This is a genomic window from Priestia megaterium (assembly GCF_046599315.1).
In the GTDB taxonomy this organism is placed as follows: Bacteria; Bacillota; Bacilli; order Bacillales; family Bacillaceae_H; genus Priestia; species Priestia megaterium_F.
Map to the genome: position 1 here is coordinate 106352 of NZ_JBKIKC010000007.1, position 13649 is coordinate 120000.

Sequence of the window (13649 nt, forward strand, 5' to 3'; positions counted from 1 at the left end):
TCTATTTATTCTTTTTTCGCCTATTCCATCGGGTTCTGTCTATCACAGAATCCGATTTTTTTATGGTTCGGTATAGCTACACTTTATGCGAAACCGGAGGAATATGTCATGTCAAAACAAAATGTATCAGTTTCTATGAAAAAGCCTTTTCCAAACAGTCACAAAGTATATGTGCAAGGATCTAGAGAAGACCTTAAAGTGCCTATGCGTGAAATTCATCAGTCTCCTACTACTGGATCTTTTGGTGAAGAAGAAAATAGCCCCGTACGCGTATATGACACGAGCGGTGTTTATACAGATCCTTCTTATGAAATTAATTTACAAAAAGGATTACCCGCTCTGCGCGAGAAGTGGATTGCAGAACGAAACGATGTAGAAACATATCAAGGCCGTACGGTTCAACCGCAGGATAACGGTTATTATGATGGTGACCCGCGAGATCAGTACGAGCGCTTTACCACTACTCGCTTGCCTCTGCGCGCGAAAAAAAATCAAAATGTAACGCAAATGCACTATGCGAAAAAAGGAATCATCACGCCTGAAATGGAATTTATCGCTATTCGTGAACAGATGGATCCTGAAGTCGTGCGTGAAGAAGTAGCAAGAGGACGTGCAATTATCCCTAATAATATCAACCACCCTGAAAGCGAACCCATGATTATCGGTCGCAAATTCCATGTCAAAATCAACGCTAATATCGGAAATTCCGCTATTCGTTCAGCTATTGAAGATGAAGTAGAAAAAATGACATGGGCAACGCGTTGGGGAGCCGATACTATTATGGATTTATCAACCGGAAAAGATATCCATACGACGCGCGAATGGATTATCCGCAACTCGCCTGTTCCTGTAGGTACCGTCCCTATTTACCAAGCGCTTGAAAAAGTAAAAGGTGTAGCAGAAGATCTAACGTGGGAAGCATATCGCGATACATTAATTGAACAAGCAGAACAAGGCGTTGATTACTTTACTATTCACGCAGGTGTTCTTTTACGCTATATTCCTCTGACAGCGAAACGTACGACAGGTATTGTTTCACGCGGAGGATCCATCTTAGCACAGTGGTGTTTAGCTCATCATGAAGAGAACTTTTTATATACTCGCTTTGAAGAAATTTGTGAAATCTGTAAAGCATACGATATTTCCATTTCGCTTGGCGATGGACTACGTCCTGGTTCCATTGCAGATGCTAATGATGAAGCACAGTTTAGTGAATTAGAAACGCTTGGTGAACTAACTAAAATTGCTTGGAAGCACGATGTTCAAGTTATGATTGAAGGTCCTGGACATGTCCCTATGCACCTTATCAAAGAAAACGTAGATAAACAAATGGAAATATGCCAAGAAGCTCCCTTCTATACTCTTGGGCCGCTTACAACCGACATCGCTCCAGGTTATGACCATATTACATCAGGTATCGGTGCTGCAATGATTGGCTGGTTTGGGACAGCTATGCTTTGCTACGTAACGCCAAAAGAACACTTGGGCCTTCCAAACAAAGAAGACGTTCGAGAAGGTGTGATTACCTATAAAATTGCTGCGCATGCCGCTGACTTAGCAAAAGGCCATCCAGGAGCACAAAAACGCGATAACGCGCTGTCTAAAGCAAGATTTGAATTTAGATGGAATGATCAGTTTAACTTGTCACTAGATCCAGAGCGCGCAAAAGAATATCACGATGAAACACTTCCCGCTGAAGGTGCCAAAACAGCTCATTTCTGTTCCATGTGCGGACCTAAATTCTGTTCAATGCGTATTTCTCAAGATATTCGTAACATGGCTCAAGAAAATGAAAAAGATGTAAATGAAGTACGAGCAGAAGGAATGAAAGAAAAAGCTAAAGAGTTTGTTAACAGTGGCTCAAATATTTATCAATAATGAAGTAGAACAGCTTAAAGAGCAAATAAGGGAGCTTGAAAAAAAGTTATTATTTGTTCAGCAAAATTGTCAGCACATTATCGTTGAATCCTCTCATTCTTCCGTAAGGCGCTGCATTAAGTGTTTCTATCAACAAGATGCAAAAAGGACTTCGTAAAGAAGTCCTTTCATCTTTTTTTGAAACGTGCTTTCAGCATGTTCTTAATCCGATATAGTATTTTAATAATAACCCAGCCTATAAATGTACCTAGCGTATTCAAAAAGATATCATCAATATCAAATACTCGTTCGGTTAGCTTGTACTGTAAAATTTCAATGAGAAAACTTATTAAGAAGCCAGTCGTAAACACTTGGATAAAGCCATCAAACCACTTCATAAACAACGGAATAAACATTCCAAGCGGCGCAAACATCACAATATTTCCTAGTATATTTGTTAGAGTAAGCATTATATTACCGCTTTCCCACATCAGCCGGATCGTACTAAATAAATCCAAGTTCATTGCTTTTCCGTAAACATGTTCATTTTCTCGTATGAGAGTAGCATAAATGACCACTGCCGCATACGCAATAAAGAGAGTGAACATGACTTTTTTAATGATTGATCTGATGCTTGCATTCACTTCAACATCACCTTCTTTGACTCCCCAAACCATTTATTATTATCTATATGTACCTGTCCACTGCTTTCATTCGTAGTGAATGCATTTACATGCTTTTTTATCCTATCACATCAATAAATAAATACAATTCCTTTTATACAATTTTATTAAACTTGATTCTTTATGAATAAAAAATAAAAATTCTCATTATTTTATTCTACTTATTTCATTAATTTCTACATCTATAAATAATAAGAAGCAGCGAGATAACAATTCGCTGCTTCTTATTTAATCTGGAAAATAAGGATTCAAATGAATTAATACTTCCTGAATATTATCATGCTTTTTCATCAGTGTTGCCTTGATTTCTCGTCCCAAATCATGGCCTTCCTTAATTGTTTTAAAATGGTCAATTGAAATACGCACATCAACTAATATGTAATGGCCATGTTCTCTTGCTCGAACGCGATCAATACGCTTCACATCTTTGAATTCATAAATACTTTCTTCAAGTTCTTTCAGTAGCTCTTCATCAATATTGCCTTCCATTAAGATTTGAAAAGACTCTCCCATCATTTGTCTGGCAATGTTAAAAATTAAATAAGAAACAAAGATGCTTGCTATTTTATCTCCGTATAACAGCAGTTGAACATTCATTTTATCACCAATGATAGATAATAAAACACCTGTTGCAGCTGCAATAGAAGCAACAATATCTGCTTTATGATCAAATGCAATTGCCTCAATTGCCTTACTGTGGTGCTGCTTCGCTACGTTTAAAGAATAACGGTACAACAATACTTTTGCTATGTATGAAATAATAGCAATCCACATGGCTAAAATATTTGGAGGTTCAACCGGATGAAATAAACCAACGACTCCTTCAAATACAACATAAAATGATACAAGCAATAAAATAATTCCTACGATTCCTGAGACAATCACTTCTGCTTTTCCGTGCCCATATGGATGGTCATCATCTGCTGGCTTATTCGCTACTCGTATAACCAACAAGACAATAATAGAGGCAAATACGTCCGCTGCAGAGTGAATACCATCAGCAAATACGGCATCACTGTTTCCAATCCATCCTACTATTACTTTTCCTAGCGTAAGTGCAATATTGCTCCATACGCTAATCCATGCTACTTTTTTCGCAATGGATTCCCTTATACTATTATTCATTTGCACACCTCGACTTACTTCTTGAAAAATCAGCTTTTCTATCTTATCACTGCTCATTCAAGTGGGTCTAGAGCAATCTATTTTCGCTTAGCTATATATGTTTCAGCACCGCAAAATTACTGATAATCTACAACATACTCCTTGGTTTGTGAAATCTGATGTACTTTTTTATGAGCTCCTTAATCTCGGGATCTTGTACAACAGATAGAAAATAACCAAGAACACATACATACTGCGTATCACCTAAATATTGTGCCCATAAGTAACCTAACTCGGCTGCGTTCAACCGCTGATTTTGTTGATGTTTTTGCATTTCACTCTTTATCTTTTCGTTCATTCACTTATTTTCCTTTTGGATAAAGTCGTACTTTTACTATCTCCAAAGAAGCGTTGAATAAACCGCATAAAAAAGACCTAGATAATAAGTCTAGGCCTTTTAGGTTATGCATATTTCTGATCTTCTGTCTCTTTTCTAAAAAAGCTTTTCATCGCGTGAAAAACGTCTGATTTTTGTTTTAAAATAAAGTGTCTAAAGCTTTCATCTTGAATGTTTTTGTACGCGGACATTAAAGTAGAATGTCGATTGTACTGATTTACTTCTCCATACCCAAACATATTTGACACTTTCATTAATTCATTTACTAACTTTACACACCTTGCATTATCTGAAGTTAAATTATCACCATCTGAAAAATGAAACGGATAAATATTATAACGGCTCGGATCGTACTTTTGATTAATTAATTCAAGCGCTTTTCGGTAAGCAGATGAACAAATTGTTCCCCCACTTTCTCCTTTTGAGAAGAAGTCTTCTTCCGACACTACTTTTGCCTCTGTATGATGTGCAATAAATTCAATTTCGACTGTTTCATATTTCGTACGTAAAAAGCGTGTCATCCAAAAGAAAAAGCTTCGTGCCATATATTTTTCCCATATGCCCATCGAACCACTCGTATCCATCATAGCTAAAACGACTGCTTTAGATTCTGGCTTTATAACTTCATTCCACGTTTTAAATTTTAAATCCTCCGGATAAATAGGATGAAAAGCTGGCTTTCCTGTCATTGCATTTCGCTTATAAGCGCTCATCATAGTTCGTTTTTTATCAATATTCCCCATCAAGCCTGTACGTCGTATATCATTAAATTCAATGTGCTCTACAACAATTTGATCAGATTCTTTTCGCTGAAGATTAGGCAGTTCTAATTGAGCAAATAGAGCCTCTTGAAGCTCCATAAGGGATACTTCCGCTTCAAAGTAGTCTTCTCCAGCCTGGTCACCTGCTCCTTGGCCTTTTCCTGCTCCTTTTTGACCATCTCCAGCAGATCCGTCACGTGCTACTACATCCCCAACTTTACTGTCTCCATCACCTTGACCCACATGTTTGTTTTTATCATAATTGTACCGAATTCGATATTCATCCAATGATTTAATTGGAATTTTAACAACTTCTCTTCCATTGGACATCACGATATTTTCTTCTGTAATTAAATCCGGTAAATTATTTTTAATCGCTTCTTTAATTTTTTCTTGATGTCTTTTTTGATCATCGTGGCCTTTACGATGGAGGGACCAGTCTTCTTTTGAGACAGCAAAACTTTTATCTACTTCTTTTCCCACGCTATTCCCCTCCTTATTTTAAAAACAACTGCACGTTTTTGTTCGGCATGCATAAGCTATACCGAAGTTTCTGACAAATACCTTTAGTTCAAAGGTTGGTTACTCTATCCTATGCACAAGAATGATATACTTGCTAACTAATTCTTTCCCTATTAACTATTCATTTTATAGTGTCTAATGTCATTTATATGTTTATGACTTATCATATGATGGCTATGTGCAATCCGTACTACACATTAGCCTAATTATGCACGTTTTATCTTAAGAGATAAGAAAAACATGGCACGAATCGGAAGTGCCATGTTTTCTTGTTAATACTGAGTTATCGATTTAACAAACTTCCTACATAGCGCAGCAGTTCATTAGCAGATACTGAATTGTATCCATGCTCATCAATTAATCGAGCCACTACTTCATTAACTTTCTTCAGCTGCTGCTCATCTGGTGTTTTAGTGGACGTTGTAATTTTCACTACGTCTTTTAAATCCGCAAACAATTTTTTCTGAATCGCTTCACGTAAGCGCTCATGCGAATTATAATCAAATCGTTTTCCTTTACGTGCATAAGCAGAAATACGAATTAAGATTTCTTCGCGGAATGCTTTTTTCGCATTTTCTGAAATACCAATTTGCTCTTCAATGGAACGCATTAATTTATCGTCTGGATTTAACTCTTCTCCTGTTAGCGGATCGCGAAGCTTATTCTTGTTGCAATATGCTTCGACATTATCTAAATAATTATCCATCAATGTTTTAGCAGACTCTTCATACGAATAAACGAATGCTTTTTGCACTTCTTTTTTAGCAATTTCGTCATATTCTTTACGCGCCAGAGAAATATAATTTAAGTAACGCTCTCGGTCCTCAGCAGAAATAGACGCATGCTGTGCTAACCCTTCTTTCAATGAACGCAGTACATCTAATGCATTGATTGACTTAATATCTTTTCGAATGATAGTAGATGAAATGCGGTTAATGACATAGCGAGGATCGATACCGCTCATTCCTTCATCCGTATACTCTTTTTGTAACTCTTCTACGTCTGCATCGTTGTAGCCTTCTACAGATTGACCGTCGTATAGGCGCATTTTCTTTAATAAATCAATATCGCCTTTCTTAGGCTCTTTTAATCTCGTTAGCGTAGTAAAGATAGAAGCAATACGTAATGTATGAGGGGCAATATGAACATCTGATACGTCACTTTCACGAATCATTTTGTCATAAATTTTCTCCTCATCACTCACTTTTAAGTTATATGGAACAGGCATTACGATAATTCGTGAATGCAAAGCTTCATTTTTCTTATTGGAAATAAACGAGCGATACTCTGTTTCATTTGTATGCGCTACGATTAATTCATCTGCACTAATTAAAGCAAATCTTCCTGCTTTAAAATTTCCTTCTTGGGTTAAAGAGAGTAAATGCCATAAAAATTTCTCATCACATTTTAACATCTCTTGGAACTCCATCATCCCGCGATTTGCTTTATTAAGCTCTCCGTCAAAGCGGTAAGCACGCGGGTCTGACTCTGATCCATACTCTGCAATTGTTGAAAAGTCAATGCTTCCTGTTAGGTCAGCAATGTCTTGAGATTTCGGATCAGAAGGACTGAACGTTCCGATTCCAGTTCGTTTATCCTCTGAGAAGAAAATTCGTTCGATAATGACGTCTTCAATTCGGCCACCATACTCTTCCTCTAATCGCATTGTATTTAAAGGAGATAAGTTTCCTTCAATTCGGATACCATACTCTTCAAAGAAGTCTTTACGTAAATGATGTGGAATTAAATGTAGCGGATCTTCATGCATTGGGCATCCTTTAATAGCGTAAACAGCTCCTCGATCAGTAAGTGAATAAGCTTCAAGCCCTCTTTTTAACATGGTCACTAGCGTTGATTTACCACCACTTACTGGACCCATTAAAAGTAAAATACGTTTACGAACATCTAAACGCTTTGCAGCTGGATGAAAATATTCCTCCACCAACCGTTCTAGCGAATCTTCAAGTCCAAACATTTGTCCACTGAAAAATTTATAATGTCTTTTACCATTTACCTCTTCAATTCCTGCATCCTTTATCATGTTGTATACTCTAGAGTGTGCAGGCTGAGCAATTAAAGGCTCATCTTTAATCAGCTTTAGGTACTCTTCAAATGTCCCTTCCCACTTAAGACGATTCTCTTCTTCGCGGTATCTTTCAACTTTCTTTAATATATCCATTAAAGGACCTCCCCTACTAGTTATGGTGCTAGTGAACAAGATTAATACAATCTATGCAGCAAAATGTTTGAACATGCTTTTTAAATTGTAAAATTCAGAAATTTGTCCTTGCTGGGCATTCACAGTAAAGGATTTATTGGCTATAATAAAAGAGTAAGAAGGAACGGGCAAACTTTGTTAGAGAACTTACGTCTCTAAAAGATTTATTTTGTTATTATTACACATCATGAGATATGGAACGTCGGTTTTAAATGTAGTAGCTGTATAATCTTTTTAATTAGATTGAGGAGGAAAATCAATGCGCTTACTTTTAGTATTAGGAGTAACAATTGCTTTTTTAGCATCCATCTTCAGAGCTGGATACAATGATAAACCGGGAGTTAAAAAATAACCACTACATATCATCGTCGACATAAATAAAAAAAGCGAGGTTCAATAAAATTTGAACCTCGCTTTTTACTTAAGATAAACCAGCATAGTTTTGTTGACGCAGCGCTTCATAGATTAAAATAGCTGCTGTATTAGATAAATTTAAAGAACGAACATGTTCAGTCATCGGTAAACGAAGACATTTGTCCATGTTCTCTTGAATAATATGCTTTGGCAACCCCTTTGTTTCTCTTCCAAATACGAAGAAATGATCTTGCTCTAAGTCACTATAATCAAATGTTGTATGTGGCTGCTGACCAAATTTTGTGATGAAGTAGAAACCTGCTTCAGGATATTTTTCAAATACTTCTTCTAGCGAATCATGATACACCACATTTACAAATTCCCAGTAATCCAATCCAGCTCGCTTTAACATTTTATCATCTGTTGAAAAGCCTAACGGTCGAACTAAATGCAGCGTCGTACTTGTTGCTGCACATGTTCGCGCAATATTTCCTGTATTTGCTGGAATTTCTGGTTGAAATAAAACTACGTGTAGTCCCACAAATTTTCACCTCTGCTAACAAATCTATTCATCATTATACCACTAACTTGCTAAAACGAAAGTCTTACTGATCAACGATATGGAAAAAATCATACTTAATCTTTGGCGTGTAAGCCGTTGAATCTTCATAAGCCCAATATCTCATTCGACTATTATACGTATTCGCATTCACAAGAGGCATGCCGTGACCATCTTTTGCTACAACGATCGTCGTATGATTCCATCTTCCATCTCCTTCAAAATCGTAGCATATAACGTCTCCGGGGATGAGTTCACTTGCTGAAGATTTCCGCACAGCCCGCAACCCTGATTTGGAGTTACTTAAATAGCTATGCATGGAATGGGCAACTGCCCAGCTGTAGCTCCAGGCGTTTCCTCTCATCCACCACCCGGCTGCTTTTTTAGGGTATCCCCGCATCGGTGCCTTTCCTGCATGCAAACACTGTGAAATATAGTTGGTGCAGTTTACATCAAACTGCTTGTAACTTTGGTTAGGTTTATCCCAATATTTTTCTGCGTATTGAACAGCCGCAAGACGATCATAATAAGAGGCTCTTTCTTCTTCTTGCTCTACTTCTTCTACATCTATTTTGATCTCATCTTCAGAAAAATCCTTTACCAACAGCTCATCTTGAATAAGCGTATCTTTATAAAAAAGAGCCGAACGATCTTCAATTTCTTCTTCTATATAGAAAAAATCGTTTTGTTTTAGAAATGCCTGAATATGCACCTTGTATAATACCCTTGTTTCTTCTTGATCCTTAGAGACGGATTGAATAGAGCCTTTCATATTACATTTTAAAACGTCAATGTCTCTTTTTTTCACAAGAGACCGCTTTAGCTCACACTGCTGTTCGATGAATGGCTTAAAGTCTTCATGAAGCTCACCTTTTACATAGCTGTCCGCACGCGCTTTAATTAAAGTATATAATACATTCCTTTTTGTTAGCATAATGTCACCACTTTTCTAAGCGTTTATTATACGCTATGACTCATTAGCTAACTTTATCAATAAAAATACGGTTTAGATGTCTTGAAGCATCTCTATACCTTTTGATATTTCTTCAATTACTTCTTGATCCTTTTCTTTTTCTCTTAAGTTCATAAGTGTATCTAACGCTTCTTTATCGCCAATTTTGCCTAATGCCCATGCTGCTGTTCCTCGAATGACAGGACGAACATCACTTTTAATTAACTCAATTAAATCTGGAACAGCAGTTTGATCTTTAAAATGGGCCAGTGCAATAATCGCATTACGCTGAATGGGCTTTTTCCCTCTCCAAGACCCTGAAACATGTCCAAATTTTTCTTTGAACTCACGATTACTCATTGTTAAAAGCGGTTTTAATTTAGGCTTCGCAAGTTCTGGGTCAGGCTCCATCTCAGGGTGAAGATGAAAGTCTTTTCCTTTGTTTTCAGGACAAACAGTTTGACATGTATCACACCCATACAAACGATTCCCTAATTTACTTCGAAATTCTTCAGCTAAAAATCCTTTTGTTTGAGTTAAAAAGGCAATGCATCGCTGCGAATTCAGCTGACCGCCTGTTACAAGCGCACCGGTAGGACATGCATCCACGCACTTATTACAAGTGCCACAACCGTCTTCTATCGGTTTATCAGAAGGAAACGGGATATCTGTAATCATTTCTCCTAAATACACGTAGGAACCAAATTCAGGTGTAATAATGGCACAGTTCTTACCGCTCCAGCCAATACCAGCTCTTTCTGCTACAGCTCGGTCCGACAGCTCTCCTGTGTCTACCATTGACTGAAGGATAGCCGCAGGTACTTTTTCTTTTATAAATGTTTCAAGTTTTTGAAGCCTATCACGTAAAACCGTATGATAATCCTGTCCCCAAGAAGCTCGGCAAAAGATCCCTCGGCGATCTTCTTTTGTACTCTTTGGTGCATTCTTTAATTTAGAAGGATACGCAAGTGCAATTGAAATAATAGATCTAGCTTTTGGGACAACTAATGTAGGATCTACTCTCTTTTGAATATCAGGTTCTTCAAACCCTGAAGCATAACCTAACTCTTGTTGTGCTAACAATCGATTTTTCAACTCATCAAACATAGAAGCACTTGCAAATCCAATCTTATCGATTCCAATCTCTTTGCTATATGAAATAATTTCTTCCTTCAACTGATACGCATTCATAGTGAGCAATAGCCTCCTTTCTAAGAAATTCTATATATTCATGCATTGAGCTGTTTTCTCACTCAATGAAATGATAGGATGGTATCTATAAATGAACAAATACTAATTATAATAGAAAGGATCAAAAAAATGAACTTTACATTATCCCCAGCTATTAAACAGCTTTGCCCTTCTTTTAAAATGGGAATCATTCAGTATAAAAATATTGAAGTAGGCGATTCTCCTCAAATGCTAAAAGGACGTCTGCGTCTCTTTCAAGAATCCATTTATTTTGACCTTGAGTCCAAAAAAGTAACAGAATTCGAAGGTGTTAATGAGTGGAGAAAGCTTTTCAAAACATTTGGGACTGATCCAAGTAAATATCGTCCCTCTATAGAGGCTTTAATTCGACGAATAGGCAAACAAACATATTTGCCTTCTATCAATTCTGCTGTTGATATTAATAACTTTTTTTCATTGCAATATGAAGTCCCAATTGGAATTTATGATTCCACTAATTTAGAAGGATCCATTGAATTTACTATTGGTACAAAAGAAGAGTCTTATGAAGCTCTAAATGCACGTAACATTTCTTTAGAAAATAAAATTATTTCAAAAGATGCCCTAGGAGCTTTTGGAAGCCCTTATGTTGATTCTAACAGAGCGTACGTAACTGAAAAGACAACGCAAGCTGTACAGTTCATCTATTTAAAACCTTCACTCTCAGAAGAACAAGCTTATAAACTAACTAAATCCTTAAGTGACATGTTCACTCAAATTCACGGCGGTGAAGCAACATATCAAGTCATTAACTGATGTACATAAATGTAGCGTCTATCTTGAAGAGATAGACGCTACATTTATGTGAAACATAAAAAACGCAACATCTCAGCTTTGAAAGCGAGACACTGCGTTGTGATAACAATATGTATGGAGCGGGTGATGAGAATCGAACTCACGACATCAGCTTGGAAGGCTGAGGTTTTACCACTAAACTACACCCGCAAATATTATCAAAATTTGTCGACTAATAAGTAAAAATAAAAACAGGAAACTTCCTGTCAAGTAAAGCTAAAGTACCGATGGTCGGGGTCGAACCGACACTCCCGAAGGAACACGATTTTGAGTCGTGCGCGTCTGCCAATTCCGCCACATCGGCAAAATAAAAAAGGCAAGTTAAAATTACAAATGGTGCCGAGGGCCGGACTTGAACCGGCACGGTAGTCACCTACCGCAGGATTTTAAGTCCTGTGTGTCTGCCAATTCCACCACCCCGGCAGCTTGTAAATAAATGGAGGCGGCAACCGGATTTGAACCGGTGATAAAGGTTTTGCAGACCTCTGCCTTACCACTTGGCTATGCCGCCATTTATTCAAGACTAAATAACTCTATTAAGATTGGAGCGGAAGACGAGGTTCGAACTCGCGACCCCCACCTTGGCAAGGTGGTGTTCTACCACTGAACTACTTCCGCAAATATGGCTGGGCTAGCTGGATTCGAACCAACGCATGACGGAATCAAAATCCGTTGCCTTACCGCTTGGCGATAGCCCAATATTGGAATATGCATATCATTTATAGATGGGGCGGCTGATGGGAATCGAACCCACGAATGCCGGAACCACAATCCGGTGCGTTAACCACTTCGCCACAGCCGCCACGTATATATGCAATTTTATTTTTATAATTGGCAGGGGCAGTAGGAATCGAACCCACACTGACGGTTTTGGAGACCGTAGTTCTACCTTTAAACTATGCCCCTATAAATGGTGGAGGGGGGCAGATTCGAACTGCCGAACCCAAAGGAGCGGATTTACAGTCCGCCGCGTTTAGCCACTTCGCTACCCCTCCACAATAAATGTGGTGCCGGCAAGAGGACTTGAACCCCCAACCTACTGATTACAAGTCAGTTGCTCTACCAGTTGAGCTACACCGGCATTTTAAAAACAAGTGTTTTTAAAATGGTGGCTCGGGACGGAATCGAACCGCCGACACAAGGATTTTCAGTCCTTTGCTCTACCAACTGAGCTACCGAGCCTTATTAAATTTAAAATGGCGGTCCCGACGGGAATCGAACCCGCGATCTCCTGCGTGACAGGCAGGCATGTTAACCGCTACACCACGGGACCACTTGGTTGCGGGGACAGGATTTGAACCTGCGACCTTCGGGTTATGAGCCCGACGAGCTACCGAACTGCTCCACCCCGCGATGATAATATATGGTGGAGGATGACGGGATCGAACCGCCGACCCCCTGCTTGTAAGGCAGGTGCTCTCCCAGCTGAGCTAATCCTCCACTATTATGTAGATAAAAATAAATGGTGACCCGTACGGGATTCGAACCCGTGTTACCGCCGTGAAAGGGCGGTGTCTTAACCGCTTGACCAACGGGCCACTGTGATAATTAAATAAAAATGGCGGAGAGCAAGGGATTTGAACCCTTGAGACAGCGTTAACCGCCTACACGATTTCCAATCGTGCTCCTTCGGCCACTCGGACAGCTCTCCAAATGGCTCCACAGGTAGGACTCGAACCTACGACCGATCGGTTAACAGCCGATAGCTCTACCACTGAGCCTGGCAACGTCCTACTCTCACAGGGACAAAGTCCCAACTACCATTGGCGCTAAAGAGCTTAACTTCCGTGTTCGGTATGGGAACGGGTGTGACCTCTTCGCTATCACCACCAGACATGAGATTGTTCTCTCAAAACTAGGTAACAGTTGCTGAGTAAAGCATGTACGCTTTTAAAGTTTGGTTAAGTCCTCGATCGATTAGTATCAGTCAGCTACACGTGTCGCCACGCTTCCACCTCTGACCTATCAACCTGATCATCTTTCAGGGATCTTACTAGCTTGCGCTATGGGAAATCTCATCTTGAGGGGGGCTTCATGCTTAGATGCTTTCAGCACTTATCCCGTCCACACATAGCTACCCAGCGATGCCTTTGGCAAGACAACTGGTACACCAGCGGTGTGTCCATCCCGGTCCTCTCGTACTAAGGACAGCTCCTCTCAAATTTCCTACGCCCACGACGGATAGGGACCGAACTGTCTCACGACGTTCTGAACCCA

Annotated in this window: 10 protein-coding genes, 16 tRNA genes and 2 rRNA genes (1 of these 28 cut by a window edge); 2 read left to right on the plus strand and 26 right to left on the minus strand. The window is 39.0% G+C overall.

Going from position 1 to position 13649, the window contains the following annotated elements:
* Positions 1 to 108: 108 nt before the first annotated feature.
* Positions 109 to 1878 (plus strand): phosphomethylpyrimidine synthase ThiC, encoded by a 1770-nt coding sequence (gene thiC, locus ACLHDF_RS19775; protein ID WP_413920380.1) that lies wholly within the window; start codon positions 109 to 111, stop codon positions 1876 to 1878.
* A gap of 167 nt (positions 1879 to 2045) precedes the next feature.
* On the opposite strand, the gene ACLHDF_RS19780 is transcribed toward thiC, so the two are convergent.
* The 8 genes from ACLHDF_RS19780 to queG form a co-directional block, all read right to left on the minus strand.
* Positions 2046 to 2501: a VanZ family protein gene (locus ACLHDF_RS19780; RefSeq protein ID WP_413920381.1), complete on the minus strand. Its 456-nt coding sequence runs from the start codon at positions 2499 to 2501 to the stop codon at positions 2046 to 2048.
* A 267-nt stretch (positions 2502 to 2768) separates the two neighbouring features.
* Positions 2769 to 3665: a cation diffusion facilitator family transporter gene (locus tag ACLHDF_RS19785; RefSeq protein WP_413920382.1), complete on the minus strand. Its 897-nt coding sequence runs from the start codon at positions 3663 to 3665 to the stop codon at positions 2769 to 2771.
* Positions 3666 to 3792: 127 nt separating this feature from the next.
* Positions 3793 to 4002 (minus strand): DUF3231 family protein, encoded by a 210-nt coding sequence (locus tag ACLHDF_RS19790; RefSeq protein ID WP_413920383.1) that lies wholly within the window; start codon positions 4000 to 4002, stop codon positions 3793 to 3795.
* Between the two features lie 104 nt (positions 4003 to 4106).
* Entirely contained in the window at positions 4107 to 5285 is a 1179-nt protein-coding gene (yhbH, locus tag ACLHDF_RS19795) for a sporulation protein YhbH (protein WP_028412691.1), read from the minus strand.
* Positions 5286 to 5607: 322 nt separating this feature from the next.
* Positions 5608 to 7503 carry a PrkA family serine protein kinase gene (locus ACLHDF_RS19800; RefSeq protein ID WP_013055179.1) on the minus strand — a complete coding sequence of 632 codons (1896 nt, stop codon included), beginning with the start codon at positions 7501 to 7503 and terminating at the stop codon, positions 5608 to 5610.
* Between the two features lie 460 nt (positions 7504 to 7963).
* Positions 7964 to 8437 (minus strand): tRNA (uridine(34)/cytosine(34)/5-carboxymethylaminomethyluridine(34)-2'-O)-methyltransferase TrmL, encoded by a 474-nt coding sequence (trmL, locus tag ACLHDF_RS19805; protein WP_413920384.1) that lies wholly within the window; start codon positions 8435 to 8437, stop codon positions 7964 to 7966.
* A gap of 64 nt (positions 8438 to 8501) precedes the next feature.
* On the minus strand, positions 8502 to 9389 hold the full coding sequence (locus ACLHDF_RS19810) for an amidase domain-containing protein (RefSeq protein ID WP_413920385.1): 888 nt from the start codon (positions 9387 to 9389) through the stop codon (positions 8502 to 8504).
* A gap of 72 nt (positions 9390 to 9461) precedes the next feature.
* Positions 9462 to 10598, minus strand: a complete 1137-nt coding sequence (queG, locus tag ACLHDF_RS19815; RefSeq protein WP_413920386.1) for a tRNA epoxyqueuosine(34) reductase QueG — start codon at positions 10596 to 10598, stop codon at positions 9462 to 9464.
* Between the two features lie 129 nt (positions 10599 to 10727).
* Here queG and ACLHDF_RS19820 point away from each other — a divergent pair, with 129 nt between their 5' ends.
* Positions 10728 to 11393 (plus strand): B3/4 domain-containing protein, encoded by a 666-nt coding sequence (locus ACLHDF_RS19820; RefSeq protein WP_413920387.1) that lies wholly within the window; start codon positions 10728 to 10730, stop codon positions 11391 to 11393.
* Positions 11394 to 11508: 115 nt separating this feature from the next.
* Here the strand turns inward: ACLHDF_RS19820 and ACLHDF_RS19825 are convergent.
* From ACLHDF_RS19825 to ACLHDF_RS19910, 18 genes are all read right to left on the minus strand, one after another.
* Positions 11509 to 11582: transfer RNA gene (locus ACLHDF_RS19825), tRNA-Gly, on the minus strand.
* Positions 11583 to 11654: 72 nt separating this feature from the next.
* Positions 11655 to 11736 (minus strand) — tRNA-Leu (locus tag ACLHDF_RS19830).
* 30 nt (positions 11737 to 11766) lie between these two features.
* A tRNA-Leu gene (locus ACLHDF_RS19835) sits at positions 11767 to 11855 on the minus strand.
* A gap of 14 nt (positions 11856 to 11869) precedes the next feature.
* Positions 11870 to 11943 (minus strand) — tRNA-Cys (locus ACLHDF_RS19840).
* 32 nt (positions 11944 to 11975) lie between these two features.
* Positions 11976 to 12050: transfer RNA gene (locus tag ACLHDF_RS19845), tRNA-Gly, on the minus strand.
* Positions 12051 to 12055: 5 nt separating this feature from the next.
* A tRNA-Gln gene (locus tag ACLHDF_RS19850) sits at positions 12056 to 12130 on the minus strand.
* A gap of 28 nt (positions 12131 to 12158) precedes the next feature.
* Positions 12159 to 12234 (minus strand) — tRNA-His (locus tag ACLHDF_RS19855).
* A 30-nt stretch (positions 12235 to 12264) separates the two neighbouring features.
* Positions 12265 to 12338 (minus strand) — tRNA-Trp (locus tag ACLHDF_RS19860).
* A 5-nt stretch (positions 12339 to 12343) separates the two neighbouring features.
* Positions 12344 to 12427, minus strand: a tRNA-Tyr gene (locus tag ACLHDF_RS19865).
* A gap of 10 nt (positions 12428 to 12437) precedes the next feature.
* A tRNA-Thr gene (locus tag ACLHDF_RS19870) sits at positions 12438 to 12513 on the minus strand.
* Between the two features lie 25 nt (positions 12514 to 12538).
* Positions 12539 to 12614 (minus strand) — tRNA-Phe (locus tag ACLHDF_RS19875).
* Between the two features lie 15 nt (positions 12615 to 12629).
* Positions 12630 to 12705, minus strand: a tRNA-Asp gene (locus tag ACLHDF_RS19880).
* Positions 12706 to 12708: 3 nt separating this feature from the next.
* Positions 12709 to 12785 (minus strand) — tRNA-Met (locus tag ACLHDF_RS19885).
* 11 nt (positions 12786 to 12796) lie between these two features.
* A tRNA-Val gene (locus tag ACLHDF_RS19890) sits at positions 12797 to 12872 on the minus strand.
* Positions 12873 to 12895: 23 nt separating this feature from the next.
* Positions 12896 to 12970: transfer RNA gene (locus ACLHDF_RS19895), tRNA-Glu, on the minus strand.
* A gap of 21 nt (positions 12971 to 12991) precedes the next feature.
* Positions 12992 to 13083 (minus strand) — tRNA-Ser (locus tag ACLHDF_RS19900).
* Positions 13084 to 13150: 67 nt separating this feature from the next.
* A 5S ribosomal RNA gene (gene rrf / locus ACLHDF_RS19905) occupies positions 13151 to 13266 on the minus strand.
* A gap of 63 nt (positions 13267 to 13329) precedes the next feature.
* A 23S ribosomal RNA gene (locus tag ACLHDF_RS19910) occupies positions 13330 to 13649 on the minus strand; it runs 2616 nt beyond the window's last position.